This window comes from Pseudomonas fluorescens (assembly GCF_902497895.1).
GTDB lineage: Bacteria > Pseudomonadota > Gammaproteobacteria > Pseudomonadales > Pseudomonadaceae > Aquipseudomonas > Aquipseudomonas fluorescens_BP.
Genome location: NZ_CABVHQ010000064.1, coordinates 1 through 17,025, shown reverse-complemented (window position 1 = coordinate 17,025; position 17,025 = coordinate 1). Strand labels below are relative to the sequence as shown.

At 60.8% G+C, this 17,025-nt stretch carries 18 protein-coding genes and 1 pseudogene; 12 read left to right on the top strand and 7 right to left on the bottom strand.

Annotated features, from left to right (window positions below; genetic code table 11):
- The first annotated feature begins 150 nt into the window (after positions 1-150).
- Entirely contained in the window at positions 151-1,095 is a 945-nt protein-coding gene (locus F8N21_RS24410; RefSeq protein WP_150644562.1) for a LysR family transcriptional regulator, read from the top strand.
- A 92-nt stretch (positions 1,096-1,187) separates the two neighbouring features.
- Here the strand turns inward: F8N21_RS24410 and F8N21_RS24405 are convergent, their stop codons facing one another.
- Positions 1,188-2,786 carry a winged helix-turn-helix domain-containing protein gene (locus F8N21_RS24405; RefSeq protein WP_150644580.1) on the bottom strand — a complete coding sequence of 533 codons (1,599 nt, stop codon included), beginning with the start codon at positions 2,784-2,786 and terminating at the stop codon, positions 1,188-1,190.
- 255 nt (positions 2,787-3,041) lie between these two features.
- Here F8N21_RS24405 and F8N21_RS24400 point away from each other — a divergent pair.
- The 3 genes and pseudogenes from F8N21_RS24400 (at position 3,042) to F8N21_RS24390 (ending at position 6,592) form a co-directional block, all read left to right on the top strand.
- A pseudogene (locus F8N21_RS24400) lies at positions 3,042-3,804 on the top strand (SDR family oxidoreductase).
- 98 nt (positions 3,805-3,902) lie between these two features.
- On the top strand, positions 3,903-5,000 hold the full coding sequence (locus F8N21_RS24395; RefSeq protein ID WP_150644561.1) for an HlyD family secretion protein: 1,098 nt from the start codon (positions 3,903-3,905) through the stop codon (positions 4,998-5,000).
- On the top strand, positions 4,997-6,592 hold the full coding sequence (locus tag F8N21_RS24390; RefSeq protein ID WP_150644560.1) for an MFS transporter: 1,596 nt from the start codon (positions 4,997-4,999) through the stop codon (positions 6,590-6,592). Before F8N21_RS24395 ends, F8N21_RS24390 begins: the two co-directional genes overlap by 4 nt.
- Positions 6,593-6,965: 373 nt before the next feature.
- Here F8N21_RS24390 and phnE (F8N21_RS24385) read toward each other — a convergent pair whose 3' ends face one another.
- From phnE (F8N21_RS24385) to F8N21_RS24370, 4 genes are read right to left on the bottom strand one after another with little or no spacing between them, the layout of a single operon-like run.
- Positions 6,966-7,733, bottom strand: a complete 768-nt coding sequence (phnE, locus tag F8N21_RS24385; protein ID WP_150644559.1) for a phosphonate ABC transporter, permease protein PhnE — start codon at positions 7,731-7,733, stop codon at positions 6,966-6,968.
- Positions 7,730-8,557, bottom strand: coding sequence for a phosphonate ABC transporter, permease protein PhnE (phnE, locus tag F8N21_RS24380; protein ID WP_150644558.1), 828 nt, complete (start codon positions 8,555-8,557; stop codon positions 7,730-7,732). Before phnE (F8N21_RS24380) ends, phnE (F8N21_RS24385) begins: the two co-directional genes overlap by 4 nt.
- On the bottom strand, positions 8,551-9,348 hold the full coding sequence (locus F8N21_RS24375) for a phosphonate ABC transporter ATP-binding protein (protein ID WP_150644557.1): 798 nt from the start codon (positions 9,346-9,348) through the stop codon (positions 8,551-8,553). The genes phnE (F8N21_RS24380) and F8N21_RS24375 overlap by 7 nt, the downstream gene beginning before the upstream one ends.
- Positions 9,345-10,196: a putative selenate ABC transporter substrate-binding protein gene (locus tag F8N21_RS24370; RefSeq protein WP_150644556.1), complete on the bottom strand. Its 852-nt coding sequence runs from the start codon at positions 10,194-10,196 to the stop codon at positions 9,345-9,347. Before F8N21_RS24370 ends, F8N21_RS24375 begins: the two co-directional genes overlap by 4 nt.
- 253 nt (positions 10,197-10,449) lie before the next feature.
- Between F8N21_RS24370 and F8N21_RS24365 the strand changes: the two genes are divergently transcribed.
- Complete coding sequence (locus tag F8N21_RS24365; protein ID WP_150644555.1) at positions 10,450-11,046, top strand: DJ-1/PfpI family protein; 597 nt, start codon at positions 10,450-10,452, stop codon at positions 11,044-11,046.
- Positions 11,047-11,147: 101 nt separating this feature from the next.
- Here F8N21_RS24365 and F8N21_RS24360 read toward each other — a convergent pair whose 3' ends face one another.
- Entirely contained in the window at positions 11,148-11,345 is a 198-nt protein-coding gene (locus F8N21_RS24360) for a hypothetical protein (RefSeq protein ID WP_150644554.1), read from the bottom strand.
- Between the two features lie 253 nt (positions 11,346-11,598).
- On the opposite strand from F8N21_RS24360, the gene F8N21_RS24355 reads away from it, so the two are divergent.
- On the top strand, positions 11,599-11,940 hold the full coding sequence (locus F8N21_RS24355) for a helix-turn-helix domain-containing protein (RefSeq protein ID WP_150644579.1): 342 nt from the start codon (positions 11,599-11,601) through the stop codon (positions 11,938-11,940).
- A gap of 69 nt (positions 11,941-12,009) precedes the next feature.
- Here F8N21_RS24355 and F8N21_RS24350 read toward each other — a convergent pair whose 3' ends face one another.
- On the bottom strand, positions 12,010-12,630 hold the full coding sequence (locus F8N21_RS24350) for a dihydrofolate reductase family protein (RefSeq protein ID WP_150644553.1): 621 nt from the start codon (positions 12,628-12,630) through the stop codon (positions 12,010-12,012).
- Between the two features lie 225 nt (positions 12,631-12,855).
- Here F8N21_RS24350 and ahr point away from each other — a divergent pair, with 225 nt between their 5' ends.
- From ahr to F8N21_RS24325, 6 genes are all read left to right on the top strand, one after another.
- Positions 12,856-13,887, top strand: coding sequence for an NADPH-dependent aldehyde reductase Ahr (gene ahr, locus F8N21_RS24345; protein ID WP_150644552.1), 1,032 nt, complete (start codon positions 12,856-12,858; stop codon positions 13,885-13,887).
- Between the two features lie 331 nt (positions 13,888-14,218).
- Positions 14,219-15,181 (top strand): CHASE domain-containing protein, encoded by a 963-nt coding sequence (locus F8N21_RS24340; RefSeq protein ID WP_318184215.1) that lies wholly within the window; start codon positions 14,219-14,221, stop codon positions 15,179-15,181.
- A 25-nt stretch (positions 15,182-15,206) separates the two neighbouring features.
- Positions 15,207-15,527 (top strand): GGDEF domain-containing protein, encoded by a 321-nt coding sequence (locus F8N21_RS31380; RefSeq protein WP_318184214.1) that lies wholly within the window; start codon positions 15,207-15,209, stop codon positions 15,525-15,527.
- A 180-nt stretch (positions 15,528-15,707) separates the two neighbouring features.
- Positions 15,708-15,944: a hypothetical protein gene (locus tag F8N21_RS24335; RefSeq protein ID WP_150644551.1), complete on the top strand. Its 237-nt coding sequence runs from the start codon at positions 15,708-15,710 to the stop codon at positions 15,942-15,944.
- Positions 15,945-16,092: 148 nt separating this feature from the next.
- Positions 16,093-16,836, top strand: coding sequence for a protein-L-isoaspartate(D-aspartate) O-methyltransferase (locus F8N21_RS24330; protein ID WP_224788281.1), 744 nt, complete (start codon positions 16,093-16,095; stop codon positions 16,834-16,836).
- Between the two features lie 2 nt (positions 16,837-16,838).
- Positions 16,839-17,025: hypothetical protein (locus F8N21_RS24325; protein WP_150644550.1), on the top strand; the 187-nt coding region annotated here is incomplete at its 3' end.

Genomic DNA, 17,025 nt, shown 5'->3' with positions numbered 1-17,025 from the left:
AGCCACAATCAAGCCTAAAAGCAAAACACTGTTGCTAGAATAGCAATTTGCGCGCTTATACTTGATTGATTTAGAGGCTCGAAGCGCGGTATCAGCTCAGCATTGGCTGGCCATCGCAGCCTCCTCGGCCCCCCTGAGGGAGACTTGTCATTGCATCTAAAAGCCCACAGATTCTTCGCGATGGTGGCCGTGACAGGCAGCTTTTCCGCGACAGCCCGCCACTTCCAGGTTCCAGCCTCATCGGTTTCACGCTTCATTGCGGCGCTCGAGCGTGAGATTGGACAACAGCTCCTGTATCGCAATACTCGCGCGGTGAAACTCACCGACGCGGGTGAGCGATATTACGTTCGGATCCGGGAAATCCTGGAATTGCTGGACGCAGCGGACGAAGAAGTCAGCGGTAAAGGTGGCGACGTTCGTGGCCTTGTACGGATCAACGCACCTATCGCTTTCGGCCATCTTCACATCGTGAAGCTCCTCAATGGTTTGTACCTGCTATACCCCGAATTGACGGTGGAGCTGACTGTCACCGATGCGTTCATTGATCCGGTCCAGGAGGGCGCCGATATCACATTCCGAGTAGGACATTTAGAGGACTCGGGTTTAATAGGACGTAAAATTTGCGACCAACGCTACGTGCTATGCGCAAGCGCGGAGTATGTGGAGAAATATGGAAAACCCAGGTCGCCGCAGGAACTCCGAAATCATTCCTGTCTGGTCTATAAGGGTACGGGCGGGGCGCAGCGCTGGTATTTTCGGCACCCTGAGAGCGAGACATTAGAAATCATCGATGTTCAGGGCCCGCTACGAAGCAACAACGCTGAGGTGCTTGTGGAAGCGGCACTGGCTGGAAGGGGCATCGTTTTCTTTCCTTCCTGGCTATTCAACAAAGAGAGCTTCAGGAAGAAAGAGTTGATCCGGCTTCTGCCCGAATGGGATGGGTCCGTGGAGGCGACGCCAAGTCAAATACATCTGTTATCACCCGAAAATCGGCTTCGCTCGCAAAAAGTGCGATTAGTTTGGGATTTCTTTCTTAACGCCATTGGCACGCCGCCCTACTGGGATGACATTCCTGGAGACTGCGACGCACATTGATACATCCATTCAATGACTGAAGACACTCGTCGTGGTAACGGTTCAAGTGCTGGATGCACCATCCAGCGTATTGCCTGCAATCATTATCGCGGTCACTCGGGCAACCCGGCCAGCCGCAGTCCATCCGCGAACCGCGCGAGATCCTCGGGCCGTTGGATGGGCAGCCAGTCCTTCAGGTGGGAGAGGCGCAACGATGGATCCAGCTCGTGCAGGCGCTGCATCGCCCGCTGCGCTTTGTCCATTCGTCCGCTGAGCGCATGACTGGCCGCCATCAGGGCAACCGGCACCAGGAGGCAGGGCAGGTTTCCCAGGGCTTTTTCCGCCCAGGCCGAAGCGGCGTCGAAGTGCCCGGCGAAGAAATGCGCGAGCGCCATCCCGACCTGCATCCTGAACATTTCCGGATCCAGCGGACTCAAGCGAGTGGCATGCGCCAAATGCTCAATCGCTTCGTCTGTTTCACCGCGCAGAGCGCGCAGGATACCGCCCAGGTACCAGGCGGGGGCGAGGTTGGGATTGAGCAGGCGTGCCCGGTCGAGCAGGGCAATGCCGCCATCGACATCGCCGGCGAGATGGGCAAGTGCATGTCCGCCTCGCGTCAGCGCCACCGCATCATCCCGGCCGAGCTCCACCGCCAGACGCGCGAGCCGCGCGCCCTCGGCGATCTCTCGAGTCCGATCGCTCATCCAGCCATTTATCTTGCGCCAGAAGTGGCACCAGGCCGCCATGCCATAGGCCGATGCAAATTCCGGATCGAGTTCGATAGCCTTGTAGAACAACGGCAGCGCCTCCTCGATGGCTTCGCGGGTGCCGCTGTGCAGTTTCGCCATGCCGCGCAGGTAATAGTCGTAGGCGTCCAGGCTTTCCGTCGGTTTGCGCTTGGCACGCTCGATTTCCGCCCGTTCGAGCTGCGGCGCAATGGCACCGACGACGCTTTCGGCGATTTGATCCTGCAGCTCGAAGATGTCGTCGAGCATGCCTTCGAAGCGCTCCGCCCAGATATGCGTCCCGGTCGTCGCGTCGATGAGCTGCCCGGTGATGCGAACCTTGTTCCCGGACTTGCGCACGCTACCTTCCAGCTCGTAGCGCACGCCGAGCTCCTGGCCGACGCCCTTGGCGTCCACCGCCCGACCTTTGTAGGTGAAGCTCGAATTGCGCGCGATGACGAACAGCCAGCGGATACGCGACAGGGCGGCGATGATGTCTTCCACCATGCCGTCGGCGAAATATTCCTGCTCCGGATCGCCGCTCAGGTTCTGGAAGGGCAAGACGGTAATAGAGGGTTTGTCCGGCAGGACGAGCGTGGAGGGGGGCGATTCCTTCGGGTCAGCGGGCACGCGTTCGTTGATGCCTGACCACTCAGGCTGTCGCGCTTCCCCGATCTCGCCGACCTTGATCTCGCCGACGAAGCGGTAACCCTTGCGGGGGACCGTGCGAACCAGACGCTGCTCCTCGCCGGTATCGCCGATGGCCTTGCGCACCGCATTGATGTGGCTGGTGATTGTCGATTCCAAGACGATCCGGCCGCTCCACACCGCCTGGAGCAAGTCGTCCTTGCTGACGACGCGATCGCGGTTGCTGACGAGCTGCAGCAATAGATCGAAGACCTGCGGCCCGACGGCCACGACTTGCCCGCACAAGGTCAGTTCCCGGCGCTCCTGATCGAGCACGTAGTCTTCAAACACGAATTGCAAGGTGAGTATCCCCTGGTCGAGCGCCCTCGACTCCGTGTCCGAGCTGGCGATTAATACGTGGTGTCGATAATACGGCAGCGCGTAAACCGCTGCACCGTCCAGCAAGGGATGCCAGTCGCACACTGCTTCTTTGGACGAAAAACCAAGATTGCCCGAAGGCAAACTCAAGGCCGGCACAAGGACTTCCCTCACGGCCGCAGGCACTCTTTCTCTACATCGACAGCAATGGTTGCCGTCGGGAAGCGGAGAGAACCCATGAAGATCGTCGTCATCGGAGGCACCGGCCTCATCGGATCGAAACTTGTGCAGAACCTCCGCGAGCGCGGCTTAGACGCACTCGCAGCATCCCCCAACACGGGGCGTGAACAGCATCACCCGCGAGGGCCTGGCCGAAGCGATGGATGGCGCTGAGATCGTCGTCGACGTGGCCAACGCGCCGTCGTGGGAAGACAAAGCGGTCCTCGAATTCTTCGAAACCTCGAGCCGTAACCTGCTGGCTGCGGAAGCTGCCGCGGGGGTTCGCCATCACGTTGCCCTGTCGATCGTCGGCAGCGAACGGCTTCCGGAAAACGGCTATTTCCGGGCCAAGGTCGCGCAGGAAAACCTCATCAACGCGTCCGGCATTCCTTACACCATTGTGCGTGCCACGCAGTTCTTCGAGTTTGTCGGCGGCATTGCGCAGTCGGCCACCGTCGGCGAGAAAATTTTCCTGTCGCCAGCGCTGATCCAGCCGATGGCGTCGGACGACGTGGTGGCAGCGCTTGCCGATGTCACGCTGGCATCGCCGGTCAATGGCACGGTCGAAGTCGCCGGTCCCGAGGCCATGCCGCTCGACGAACTGGTCAGGCGCTTTCTGCGGGTAACCCAGGACACCCGCAAGGTCGTGCCGGACGTGCACGCGCGCTACTTCGGCGCGCTGCTCGACGATCAATCGCTGACCCCCGGCAAGAGCCCGCGCCTGGGCGCAATCCGCTTCGAGGACTGGCTCAGCCAGTCGACGGCGCAAGCCGGGCGCTGAGCCAATCAACGCGCTCATCGACGCTTGACAGCCGGGCGGCAGGCTACTGCCGCCCTGTGGCTGCTGCAGGTCATTGGCATTGAACAGGAAATGAGAACATGAACGCGCTCCAGGACAAGGCCGCCATTGCCACCGGCGCAAGCGCCGAGACCGCTGTCGTAGTGGCGCGGCAAAGCAAGAGAAAGATCATCGGCATACTGCTGTGCATCGGCGCAGTGGTGGTCGTGGCGGCCGGATGGGCCATGGCGCTTTCGAGCGGCGCGACCTCGACCGACAACGCTTATGTCCGCGGCGACCTCACCTCGCTCGCCGCCAAGGTTGCCGGCTATGTCACTGCGGTAGAGGTCGAGGACAACCAGACCGTCCGGGCGGGTGACGTCCTGTTCCGGATCGACGATCGGGACTATCGCGCGAAGCTTGCGCAAGCCGTGGCCAATGTCAGCGCGGCCCAGGCTCGCCTGATCCATGTCGATGCCGAAACCCAGCTTCAGCGCGCCCTGATTCGACAGGCCGAAGCGCAAAGACGTTCGGCCGCAGCCGAGATGAATCTGGCGACCAAGACCCACTATCGCAGCCGCAAACTTATTGTCAGCAACGCGGTCAGCCAAGCCCTGGTCGATGAAACCGGAACGGCACGATCCAGAGCCGAGGCGACGGTATCGGCAGCATCGGCAACGGTGGAGGCGCAACAGCAACACATCGCCGTCCTGGTGGCCGAGCGAGAAGCTGCCGTTGCTGCGGTGACGCAGGCACAGGCCGCGCGCGATCTGGCCCAGATCGATCTCGACAGCACCGTGGTGCGCGCGCCTGTCGGTGGCGTAATCGGTAACCGCCAGGTTCGCGTCGGCCGCTTCGTTACTCCGGGCGTTTCCTTGCTCGATATCGTGCCGGTCAACGATGTGTGGGTCGTGGCGAATTTCAAGGAAACCCAGCTCGAACATATCCGCCCCGGTCAGCGCGTGCGCATCACGGTCGACGGCTATCCTGACGGGGCACTTGAAGGCGTGGTCGACAGCTTTGCACCGGGTAGCGGGTCGGCGTTCAGCTTGCTCCCCACAGACAACGCGACCGGGAACTTTGTGCGTGTCGTGCAGCGGGTTCCGGTAAAGATCCGGCTTGCCCATAACCCGTTGCCGGGCCGCATCGTGCCGGGCCTGTCCGCGCGTGTCGAGGTTGCGCAAGGGGGCGGCTCATGACCACGCTTGCCACCGCCACGCGGAGCAACGCCAGCGCTACGTCCGGTGTCCTGCTCATTGCAGGCATCGTGCTTGCCGCGCTGACGGAGGCGATCGCCAGCACCGTTCTGTCGCTCGGACGCGGCGATATCATCGGCGACACCTATGCAACGCCTGATGAGTTTGCCTGGTTGGATATCGGCTACACCGCGCTCAAGTTGATCGGGTTCATGACCGCTCCGTGGCTGATGAAGCGATTCGATCCGCGTCATGTGATCATCGGCTCAACCCTGGTCATGGGCCTGGCGTGCGGCATTGCCGCCATCACCGCGCGGTTGGACCTGCTGGTGGCTCTTCGAATTATTCAGGGCTTCGCCAGCGGCACCCTGCTGGTCGGGGGCCAGGTGATCATATTTCGCGCCTGGCGGCGATCCCATCAACCCTTCCTTCAAGCCCTGTTTGCCATGGGCGCCGTTGTCGCGCCCGCGACGCTCGCCCCGGCTCTGCAAGGGTGGTTGATCGATAGCCAATCCTGGACATGGATCTTCTTCAGCGTTGTTCCACTTGCCTTGGCGGCTACCGGACTTTTGCTGATCGCAGACGGCCCAATGCCCGCCAAGGTCCGGCACCGTCCGTTTGACTGGATCGGCTTCTCACTGATCGCTGCCACCCTGTTCTGTTTCACCTACGTTCTCAGCCAGGGCAGCCGATGGGACTGGTTCGAGGCGCCGCGCATCCTGTGGCTGAGCGTGATCGGCACAGCCGCTCTGCTGGCATTTCTCGGCCAACAAGTGTTGGCCAAAGGCCAAGGTCTGCTCGACTTCACCCTGTTCAAATCGAGCGATTTTTCCTTCGCCTTTATCGTCAGTTTTGTCGCTGGCGCCGCCTTGTTCGGCAGCGCGTTCCTGATTCCGGCGTTCGCCCTGTCGGTCCTCGCGTTCACGCCTACCGATGCCGGCCAGCTGCTGTTGCCCAGTGGCGGGTTTTTTATCGGCGCGCTGCTCATTGCCGCCTTTCTCATGCAGGTCCGCCGCGTTCCGCGGTTCGCCACAGTGCCCTTTGGAATCCTGATGATCATGGTTGCGATGTGGATGCTGTCCGGTTCGACCAGCGAAAGCGGCACCGACGACATGATGGCCGCCATCCTGTTGCGCGGCCTGGGCCTTGGCTTCCTGTTTCTATCGATCACTCTGATCGCTTTCAGCAATCTCAACAGCCGAAACCTCGCCTGTGGAATAGGCCTCTTCAATACGGGTCGCCAGCTGGGTGGTCTTATGGGAGTCGCAGCGCTCCAGACCCTGATCGAGCATAACGTCGTCGCCAATGCCGTGGTCCTCGGCGCTAACGTCACCCTAGGGGGGGCCGCGGTCATCGAACGGCTGACGACCACGACAGCCATGCTGACGGTGAAAGGGATGGATGCAGCGGCCGCCAGCCGGGCAGCGACAAGCCTTCTGGGCCGGATCGTGACAGGTCAGTCCACAGTGATTGCCTTCGATACAGCGTTCATCGCAGTTGCCCTGCTTTTTGCAATCGCCGCCCCCATGCTGGTCGGCATCAAGATCGGACTCACGCGATACGCGAAAGTGCGCGCTGCGCGAACCGTAGCGTGAGACAGCCCGCGCCAACCAGCACTGGATCGGGCGGATTGCTCCAACGCCGCTCGCGAAATTCGACACAACAAAGCAACGCTAGCGGCAGCGAAGTTTGTCCAAAGGCATGTCCGCATTGGGCCGCGCCCCGGGACGTGCACAGCGCTATTGTTGAGTGGCCGGAATGGCCGATTGCTGCCGGTTGCGACTGCCCGGAATCGACCCAGACCGGTCAGTCGTGACAGGCAGCAATCGGGCCAGAAGCGGTCGGTGAATACCCTAAAAAATGGCGCATTAGCCCCCTCGTAGCCTGCGTGACAATGACCCAACGCCGAGTATCGGCTGCTCAACGACTACAGGGCGCCTTGCAGATACATCCGTTCTGCGCAAGCAGTCAGGCTTTGACCCAGCGTTGACGGCTCCAGCTGCTTAATGTATCGACGGCGAATACCAGTAACAGCATGGCCAGAATAACCGTGCTGGCTTGAGCTTCCTGGAACAGGCTGAGGCTGACATAGAGCATTTGCCCCAAGCCACCGGCGCCGACGAAGCCGAGCACACTGGCCATGCGGATATTGTTTTCCCAGCGGTACAGGATGTAGGCCAGTAGCTGTGGCAACAGGTTGGGCAGTGTGCCGTAACAGAACGCCCATACGGCATTACCGCCCTGCAAGCGGATTGCTTCGGCCGGTTCTGGTGGGGTGTTTTCCAACGCTTCGGCGAACAAACGGCCGAGCACGCCGGTGGTGTGCAGGGCTAGTGCCAGGGTTCCGGCATTGGGGCCGAGCCCCGCGGCAAGGACCATCAGCGCGGCCCACACCAGTTCCGGAACCGCGCGCAAGGCGTTGAGCACAAGACGCGACGCGCTCTGCAGAGGCCAGCCGAAGCGACCGGCCGCGGGCAATGCCAATAGCAGACCGAGTACCCCCGCGAGCAGGGTGCCAAGGGCGGACATGGCAATGGTTTCCAGGGCGCCGTGGCCGATGGCGTGCAGGTGGCCGGAGCTCAGGTCCGGGCTGAGAAAACGCTGCGCATAAGCGCCCATCTGCTTCAGGTTGCCGCTGCCGCCGAGCTCGCCGAGGTCGATGCCCAGGTAGATGAACGAGGCGACGACCGCTGCTGCGATGCAGAGGAGCAGTGCCAGGTTGAACAGGCGATTCATGCCAGCCTCCAGCGCAGCAGGCGGCTGAGTTGATCGGCGAATAGCACCAGTACCAGGAACGTCAGTAACAAACTGGCCACTTCACCGCCGGCGAACATGCGCAACGACAGATCCATTTGCTGGCCCAGACCGCCGGCACCGACGAAACCCATCACCACCGAGGCGCGGATGGCGCATTCCCAGCGGTATACCGTGTACGACAGCAGCTCCGCAGCGACATTGGGCAGGATTCCGTAGCAAAAGGCCGGGAGCCGACCGCTGCCGGCCTGCAGTAGCGCGTGGGCCGGGCGCTGGTCGACCGACTCGAAAATTTCCGCGTAGACCTTGCCCAGCATGCCGCTGTAGGTAATGGCAATCGCCAGTACCCCGGCAGTCGGGCCGAGGCCGACGGCACGCACGAACAGCAGGGCCCAGACGATTTCCGGCACGCTGCGCAGGAAGATCAGTAAACCGCGTACAGGCCAACGCAGCAGATGCCCCCAATGGCTCGGGTGGCCGGCACGGGAAGCAGCAGATAGCGACAGCGCACGACTGGCCAACAGGCTGGCGGGGACTGCCAACAGCAACGCCAGGGCCATTCCGGCCGTGGCGATGGCCAGGGTCTGCAGGGTGGCTTGCAACAGCAGTTCAATGAACTCCTCGCCATGGGCCGGTGGCCAGAAGGCTGATACAAAGCGGCCCATCTCGCTCTGGCTGTCACTCGCCACCAGTACGCTCAGGTCCAGCTCGCTGAAGCGGATGCCGGGCCACAGCAAGGCAAGGGCCAGCAAGGTGAGCAGTAGGCGGGGCCGGGTGGCCGGATCTCGGGTATCACGGGTCAGCATCGGGGAATCTGCACACTCAAGGGCGGCGGAGCAATCGGTGGGGATTCCAGTTGTTCGTTGGCGTAGAGCTTGTCGAGCAACTCGCGGTCGACTTCGCTGGCTGGCAGGTCGAACAGGATCTGTCCATCACGCAAGCCGATGATCCGCGAAAAGTGCGCCAGGGCCAGCTCCACCGCATGCAGGCTGGCGACCAGGGTGACGTTGTGCTGCCGGGCATGACGACAGAGCACCGAAAGCGTGTGCTGGGCCAACACCGGGTCCATGGCCGATACCGGCTCATCGGCCAGCAACACCTCGGGCGCTTGATACAACACGCGGGCAATGCCCACGCGCTGTAGCTGTCCACCGGACAGTTGCTGGCATTGCGCGAACAACTTGTCACTCAGGTCCAGCCTGGCCAATGCCGCGCGTGCGCCCGGAATATCCAGCGGATGAAGCAGGTTCAGCAGGCTCTTGCCCATACCCCATTGACCCAGCTTTCCCGCCAGAACGGCGGTGACCACGCGCTGGCGCGGTGGCAGGGGGGGCGATTGATGGATCAGACCGATGCGAGCGCGCAGACGCTGACGCTGACGGGCAGAAAGCTGCCAGGCTCGCTCGCCGAGCACCTGCAGTTCGCCGTTGTCCGGTCGCAGGGCGGTGGCCAGCAGGTTGAGCAGGCTTGACTTACCCGCGCCGGACGGGCCGATGATGGCGACCTGTTCGCTGGCACCGATGTGCAGGTCCACGCCACGCAGTGCCTGGACGCCGGTGGCGTGGGTAAGGCTGACCTGGGTCAGATGCAAAGTCATTTGAGCAGTTCGGCGGCGCGTGCGGCTTCCTCGATACCCTTGTAGTTTTCAGGCTTGGTTTCGATGAATCGGCTGGCAGCCTGCAGATCCAGAATCTCTTTGTCCTTAGGGTTCGCCGGATCGAGAGCAAGGAAGGCTGCCTTTATCTTGGCCGCCAGCGCTGGGTCGAGAGTCCCGCGCACCGTCCAGTTGTAGTCGTAGTAGGCCGGGGTGGTAGCAAACACTCTGACCTTGGTGGTGTCGACCTTGCCGGCGGCGACCAGTTTTTCCCACACGCTGGCATTTAGTACCCCGGCGTCCACCTTGCCGGCCTGGACCCAGGCGGCGGTGGCGTCATGGGCGCCGGAGTAGCCTACGCGACTGAAGTAGCTTTCCGGCTTGATGCCGTCCTGGAGCATGAAATAGCGTGGCATGAGGCTGCCTGAAGTGGAGGACACCGAGCCGAATGCAAAGGTCTTGCCCTTGAGATCGGCGAGCGACTTGACGGCTGGGTCGGCAGTGATGAACTTGCTGGTGAATTGGGCGTCCTGTTCGCGCTGTACCAGCGGTATGGCATTGCCGGTTTTCAGGCGTGCCTGCACGAATGTGAAGCCGCCTAGCCAAGCCAGGTCGATTCGGTCGGTGGCCAGCGCCTCGACCACGGCCGGATAGTCGCTCACGGGCACGAACTCGACCTTCATGCCTAATTGTTGTTCCAGATAGGCGCCAAGAGGCTTGAACTTGCGGAGCAGTTCGGTAGGGGCTTCATCGGGGATCGCGCTGACTTTCAGGGTGTCGGCAGCCTGCGCCAGCAGGGTGCAAAAAGACAGGGCCAAGCCGACAGCCAATGCCAGGGTACGTTTGAGCATGGAAGTCCTCCGGTGCATTAACAAAAGAATATCAATGCGCCTGGCACAAGCTGATTGCTGCATGGCGCTTGGTGAGGGTATACGAAACGGAGTGATATTGACCGCTTTTGGCGCAATTGCTATCTGTAGCGAAGAGCGGCCATCGACCCTGGATCTCGGCACGTCAGAATGTATCCATGACAATTGTTTGAATGTATTGATTGGCGATTTTACAATGGCGCCACCCAACGGCTCCGCTCGCACGAGGCTCCCAATGCACATCGCCATCCTGACGTTCGAAGGTTTCAACGAACTCGACTCGCTGATTGCGCTCGGCATCCTGAATCGGGTCCAACGGCCTGGCTGGCGGGTATCTATCGCCAGTCCCACGGACAAAGTGCTTTCGATGAATGGCGTGCTGATTGAGGCGCAGACGTCGCTAGAGGACGCATGCGGCGCGGACGCTGTATTGGTGGGTAGTGGGGAAAAGACCCGGGAGGTCATCGCTGACGCCGCATTGATGTCTCGCCTGAAACTCGACCCGACGCGCCAGCTGCTGGGCGCTCAATGCTCGGGCACACTCATACTTGCCAAGCTGGGCCTGCTGGACGACGTTCCGGCCTGCACGGACCTGACCACCAAACCGTGGGTCGAGGAGGCCGGCGTGGCGGTGCTTAATCAGCCGTTCGTGGCCAAGGGAAACGTCGCGACCGCTGGCGGGTGCCTGTCGTCGCAGTATCTGGCCGCATGGTTCATCGCCCGTCTGGAAGGCGTCGAGGCTGCAAGCAGTGCCATTCATTATGTGGCACCGGTGGGTGAGAAGGAGGATTACGTGACACGCGCGATGGCGAACATTTCACCGTTTCTTTAAAGACCACCATGACCGCTTTTGGCCGATTGTTGCCTGTCACGACCGGCAGGAAACGACCCAAGTCGGACCGACTTTCCGTCCTGTCTGGGACAATTGCTGGATCACCGTTTTAGATAGGCGCGCGTAGCCTCTTCCATCAACGTTCTACCATCGATCAAGCTCAGGCCCGCGAAGTCTACCAACGCGGCGATGTAACCATCCGCAAAGCCCTTCTCATACAACCGATCGTCTTCATCGAGTTCTTCAATCATGGCGTCTATCAGCACGCGGCTGGCGAGTTTAAGCCTCTCCGTGTCCATTCTTGTCAACCTCCGATGTACCCTTTCGAGCCGCGCTCGTTTCCACTATTTTAGTCAGCGAGCTGGAAAAGTATTGAGCCTTTTATCGGGGATTAATACCATAGTTGCGCACCATCCCCTGCACTCACACGATCAGTAAGCAAGTGCGAGGGCGCAATCCCTATTGCTGCACTTGCGCGCTCATATTCGGGCCGACGCAGCCATATTCGATGAGCTATGATTTTTGACCGAACTCATGGAGCAGGCTACTCAAATGAAGACGTTCGGTAGGCGATTGAAAGAGGAACGCATGGCTCTAGGCCTCTCCCAGCAAGAGCTCGGCGCTGTGGGAGGTGTTTTGGCAAACGCCCAGAGCAAGTACGAGAAGGGATCCCGGTTTCCCAGGGCCGACTACTTGGCGGCCATCGCAATCAGGGGCGTTGACGTTCTCTACCTTTTGACGGGGAAGAAGTCCCGGTTTAAAGAAGATCTGCCCGATGAAGAAACCAAAGTCATCGAAAGTTATCGCCGCCTTAACCAAGGCGATCGGAATGCCATTGCACGGCTTGCGTCATCGCTTGCCGAGTTCATGGCGCCGGTCAACAGTGACTCCTGAGACTGTGAAGGCTGCGGCCCGCCAGGGACGTCGGCCTTCAATGAGTTGTCAGGCGTTGGCTTTTCCTGATCAACGTTCTTCGAACGTTCCTGTGCGCACGTCGCCGCTGTGGACGTAGCGGGTGATCAGCACACCGCCAGGCGTACTGATCGAGTGCGCCAAAGTGAAGGCCGACGCTTGTGCGTTGTCGCCGAACAAACGCTTGCCGTGCCCAAGTACGATGGGAAAAATCATCAGCCGAAGCTCGTCCACCAACCCGGCTGCAAGCAGTTGGCGCACCATATCGCCGCTGCCCTGCGTCAATAGGTGGGCGCCGTCCTGGTGCTTTAGCGCGCGTATCGCGTCGCCAAGGTTGCCCTCCAGCGCATGACTGTTCTGCCAATCAAGCGTATCCGATCGATGGGTGGCCACGTGCTTAGGCACGTTGTTGAACAGGTCAGCGATGGCGCGGCTGTGTGAATCGGCCGGTACGCGCGGCCAATACGCCGCGAATATATCGTAGGTGCGACGCCCCAGCAGCAACTCGAATGGCTGCGAGAACAGGTCCTGCACGGCTTGGCCGATTTCGTCGGCGTAGGGCACTATCCAGCCACCGAGGCGGAATTCGCCGCTGGTATCTTCTTCAGGTCCGCCGGGCGATTGAATAACGCTATCGAGACTAATGAAAGCGGCAACGATGAGCTTGCGCATACGCTTCTCCAGGTTCGTCCTCGTGAAAGTTTTCGTACAGGGAACGCCTACGATCACTGCGACCCATCAGATTCATTCCTAACGATAGTCGAACGAGACTCTGCGAAATCGACAGTGCGAAAGCTATCGGCAACCGAGACGACGGCAAGCAATACGCTACACTTCCCTGGCTCCGCCGCGGCACCTGAGTTGCCAAAACCCTGTCTCCTGATCAGGAGGTATCCAATGAGCAATAGCACCGAACTCACTTCCTTCACCGGCTGGGCCGCAACGGCGGCCGGCGCTCCACTGGAGCCCTATAGCTACGATCCCGGTCCATTGGGGGACGAGGAGGTGGAAGTCGCCGTGGAGTATTGCGGCGTCTGCCACTCCGACCAGTCGCTGATCGATAACGAATGGGGCATTAGCCGCTACCCCTTTATCCCCGGCCACGAGGTGGTCGGCAGTATCGTGCGAGTGGGCGCGCAGGTACGCGGTCTCGAAGTGAGACAAAGGGTGGGTATTGGTTGGTACAAGGGCAGTTGCATGCATTGCTCCTCGTGTATCGGAGGCTCCCATCAGCTATGCGGTACAGTCCAACCCACCATCATCGGCAGCAACGGCGGCTTCGCCGATCGCCTGCGTTCGCACTGGGCCTGGGCCCTTGCGATACCGAACGGACTCGACCCGGCCATGGCCGGGCCACTGTTCTGCGCCGGCTCGACGGTGTTCAACCCGCTTGTGGAATTCGACGTCAAGCCGACTGACCGGGTCGGTGTGGTGGGAATCGGTGGCCTCGGTCATCTGGCACTGCGCTTCCTTAACGCTTGGGGCTGCGAAGTCACGGCCTTTACCTCGTCGTTGAGCAAGCAGGACGAAGCCAGACGCCTGGGCGCGCACAACGTAGTCGCCTCGACCGACAGTAACGCGCTGAAAGCCATTGCCGGCACCCTGGATTTTCTCCTGGTCACTGCCAATGCCGACCTCGACTGGCCGGCCATGCTCGCAACTCTGCGGGGCAAGGGGCGCCTGCATTTTGTTGGCATAGTGCCCGCCGCTATTCCAGTGCACGTGTTCGATCTGATTCCCCAACAAAAGAGCTTGTCCGCCTCGCCGGTCGGCTCGCCCAGTACCACGGCGACCATGCTGGAATTCTGCGCACGTCATCAGATCCTGCCGCAGGTCGAGCACTTTCCCATGAGTCGGATCAACGAAGCCATCGATCACCTGCGCAGTGGCAAGGCGCGTTACCGCATCGTGCTGGACGCCAGCAAATGACAGACTGGCGCGTCGGGTAACGCCGCACGCGCCTGCAAACGCCGCTATTACAGCAGCCCCCTTCACCGGCTCAAACGCAGAGGGCACCGACCTCTGCGTTTGCTCATGACGGGCTTATGGTGTCGAATCCAGAAGTGTGCGATGGACGCTGACATGGCATTTTGCTAGCTTTTATGTGGGTTTCGGGCAGAAGCAAAAGTTCTCTGCCTTTTTCGGTAGTCCATTTTCAAGCCATCACCAACAGCTTGGCTGTCCAGGCCTGGGCTCCAGTTGACTTGATAGTGACTGGCCAGGGGCAATATGCACCCTATGCGCGTTAGGGAAAACCAGAATGATGTTGACTAAGCGCCGCCGTTCTCTCGCGGGTTTCATTATCCTGGCTGTGGGCCTGACGGGCTTCTCTGCTTGGTTGCTATTGAAGTCGGAAACCCATCGTCGGGAAACGCGCTTCGCGGAATACGTGCAGAACATTTCCAGCATCGTGCGCAATCAGCTGGACACCAATGAGGCGGTGTTGGCAGGCTTCTCGGCGTTTCTCCAGGCCGTCGATCAAAGTGACTCGCAAGCTGCGGCCCGCTACGCGGCAGCCGTTTTGACCGCTTACCCTCATATTTATATGCTCGAAGTCTCGCGGGCAGTACCCATTGCCGAACAGGCGGCCTTCGAAGCGCTGTTGCGACGCACGTGGCGACCGGACTTTGAACTCAAGGATTTCCCAAGCCTTGCTCAGCAACCTCCCCAGCCCCAGGTCTATCTCAGCGAGACTTGGCCTGTGTTATTCATGTACCCGTTGCTCCCGCAAGCCAGTTCGATCTACGGTGTCAGATTGGAAACCGTCGCTTATCTCTCCTACGCGCTAGCGCGCACCCACAACAATCCCAAGCCCGTCGTCTCTCCGGTGTTCTCGATGTATGAAGGTGGCAGCGCCTACATTCTGATGCAGTCGGTCAGTCGGCCAGAACAGGCGCGAGAGCATTCCCGACCGATTTTTTTTGGCAGCACCATGGTCGCTTTGCTGTTGATCAAAGCGGGCTCGTTACTGGAGGCGGTGGATCAGGCGAACGTCGATTCCCAGGTGCGCATAAGTGCCGTCCTGAAAAACGTCGCCGGATCTGATAGCGATGTGTTTTCCACGGGGTCCGAGCATGCCGGCTTTCTGGATCGTCTCTTTTTGCCCCTGCTGAACGACCGGGTCGAGATCGCGAGTGCTTCGCAACCCATGACCTTGTTGTTTGAGCGTCAGTTGCGACTGCGGGATGTTCTGACCGTCGATCAACGACAAGTACGGTCATGAGGTCGGCGATCAGGTGTTGCGCGCCTTGGCTGCGCGTATGGTGCAAGCCACGCCTGCGAGAGATACCATTGCGCGCTACGGTGGCGATGAGTTTGTTGTGCTGATGAAGGACCTTGCGGATCCGGACAGTGCTGAAATCAAAGCCGAGATGTTGCTGGATGCGATCGGGCAGCCAATCGCTACCACTGTGGGAGAACTATCGGTCTCGTGCAGTATCGGAGTCTCGCTGTGTCCACTCCATGGCCAGAGTCTCGATACTTTGCTCAAGGCGGCAGATCTGGCCATGTACGGCGTCAAACAACTGGGGCGAAAAGGAATTGCAATAACTGAATCCCGGCCGGTCTGAGTACCTTTGGTTTCCTGGGTATCTGTGCAAATGCAGGCCGACGTACCGATGCGCATTATAGCTCCTCGATAACCAAAAGCCGGGGTCTGCATGAACAGGGTAAAGCCGAGCAGCTGAGCTAAAAACTGACTTTTAAGTCAGGGTGGTCAGCTGGATTTCTCCCATTCCGAGGATCCCACCATGCGCAAATACACCCTGGAATACCTGTTCAACGGCGAGCCCCGCACATACATGTTCGAATTCGAGCAGCCTCAGCTGCCCGTCCATGAGGCGGCGATGCACCTGCTACAGCTGCATTTTGGGGATGGAGAGAACAGCCTGATCATGCCCACTGCGGACGCGACGCCGGAGGAGATTTTAGAGCAGGCTGAGCGGGTAGGGCTGACGCAGATTAAGGTCGTCGATCAACCCGGTTGATGCCAGGTGCAGCGACCAGCAACGCGCGCCTTGGCAGATTTGAATGACTGCTTTTGGCCGATTTCTGGTTTGGTCGCCGGCACCCCCGGCTTGCCGAGCCAGCCCGTCGGCCATACGATTCGACTATTCCTCAGGCGGAGGAGTCATTGTGAAGCCGGTGATGCTCCTGACGCGCATCCTGGCGCCTGCCATCGCTCTGGCGCTGGCATCCGCCGGCCTGCATGCCGACGACCCGTTCGCGCCGTTGCGCGACGCCATGGTGCGGGAGATCGCCGACATGTCGTCCGTCACCCGCGACGAAACCGGCAGGGCCGAGTTTGCCGCGCCGGTGATGGCCGCGATGGCCAGGGTGCCACGCCATAAGTTCGTCCCGCCCGACGAGGTGCCCTACGCCTACGAGAACCGCCCGCTGCCGATCGGCTACGGCCAGACCATCTCCCAGCCCTACATCGTCGCCCTGATGACCGACCTGACGCAGGTCGGGCCCGGCGATGTGGTACTCGAGATCGGCACTGGCTCGGGCTACCAGGCGGCGATCCTCGCCGAGCTGGCGCAGGCGGTCTACACGATGGAGATCATCGAGCCGCTGGCAGTGCAGGCCGGGGAGCGCCTGGGCCGGCTGGGATATGCGAAGGTGCAGGCCCGGCTGGGCGATGGCTACCACGGCTGGCCCGAGCACGGGCCTTACGACGCCATCCTCGTCACCGCCGCCGCCAGCCATGTGCCGCCGCCACTGATCGCCCAGCTCAAGGCAGGCGGGCGGATGGTAATCCCGGTCGGCGCGCCGTTCATGATCCAGTACCTGCTGCTGATCGAGAAGGCCGGCGATGGCAGTGTGTCCACCCGGCAGGTGCTGCCTGTGCGCTTCGTGCCGCTGGTCGGAGGCGGTTAAGCATGCATTCGCCGCCGTTGCTCGCCCTGGCGCTGCTGTCTGCCTCCGCGCTCGGCTATGAGGTGCTGCTGCTGCGCCTGCTTTCGATCATCCAGTGGCACCATTTCGCCTACATGATGATCAGCGTCGCGCTGCTCGGCTACGGCGCTGCCGGCACCGCCGTGGCGCTGGCGCGGCCTGTGCTGGCGC

Coding starts and splice junctions, on each gene's coding strand:
- F8N21_RS24395 (WP_150644561.1), top strand. CDS start 3,903: ATGAACGCGCTCCAGGACAAGGCCGCCATTGCCACCGGCGCAAGCGCC.
- F8N21_RS24390 (WP_150644560.1), top strand. CDS start 4,997: ATGACCACGCTTGCCACCGCCACGCGGAGCAACGCCAGCGCTACGTCC.
- phnE (WP_150644559.1), bottom strand. CDS start 7,733: ATGAATCGCCTGTTCAACCTGGCACTGCTCCTCTGCATCGCAGCAGCG.
- phnE (WP_150644558.1), bottom strand. CDS start 8,557: ATGCTGACCCGTGATACCCGAGATCCGGCCACCCGGCCCCGCCTACTG.
- F8N21_RS24375 (WP_150644557.1), bottom strand. CDS start 9,348: ATGACTTTGCATCTGACCCAGGTCAGCCTTACCCACGCCACCGGCGTC.
- F8N21_RS24370 (WP_150644556.1), bottom strand. CDS start 10,196: ATGCTCAAACGTACCCTGGCATTGGCTGTCGGCTTGGCCCTGTCTTTT.
- F8N21_RS24365 (WP_150644555.1), top strand. CDS start 10,450: ATGCACATCGCCATCCTGACGTTCGAAGGTTTCAACGAACTCGACTCG.
- F8N21_RS24360 (WP_150644554.1), bottom strand. CDS start 11,345: ATGGACACGGAGAGGCTTAAACTCGCCAGCCGCGTGCTGATAGACGCC.
- F8N21_RS24355 (WP_150644579.1), top strand. CDS start 11,599: ATGAAGACGTTCGGTAGGCGATTGAAAGAGGAACGCATGGCTCTAGGC.
- F8N21_RS24350 (WP_150644553.1), bottom strand. CDS start 12,630: ATGCGCAAGCTCATCGTTGCCGCTTTCATTAGTCTCGATAGCGTTATT.
- ahr (WP_150644552.1), top strand. CDS start 12,856: ATGAGCAATAGCACCGAACTCACTTCCTTCACCGGCTGGGCCGCAACG.
- F8N21_RS24340 (WP_318184215.1), top strand. CDS start 14,219: ATGATGTTGACTAAGCGCCGCCGTTCTCTCGCGGGTTTCATTATCCTG.
- F8N21_RS24335 (WP_150644551.1), top strand. CDS start 15,708: ATGCGCAAATACACCCTGGAATACCTGTTCAACGGCGAGCCCCGCACA.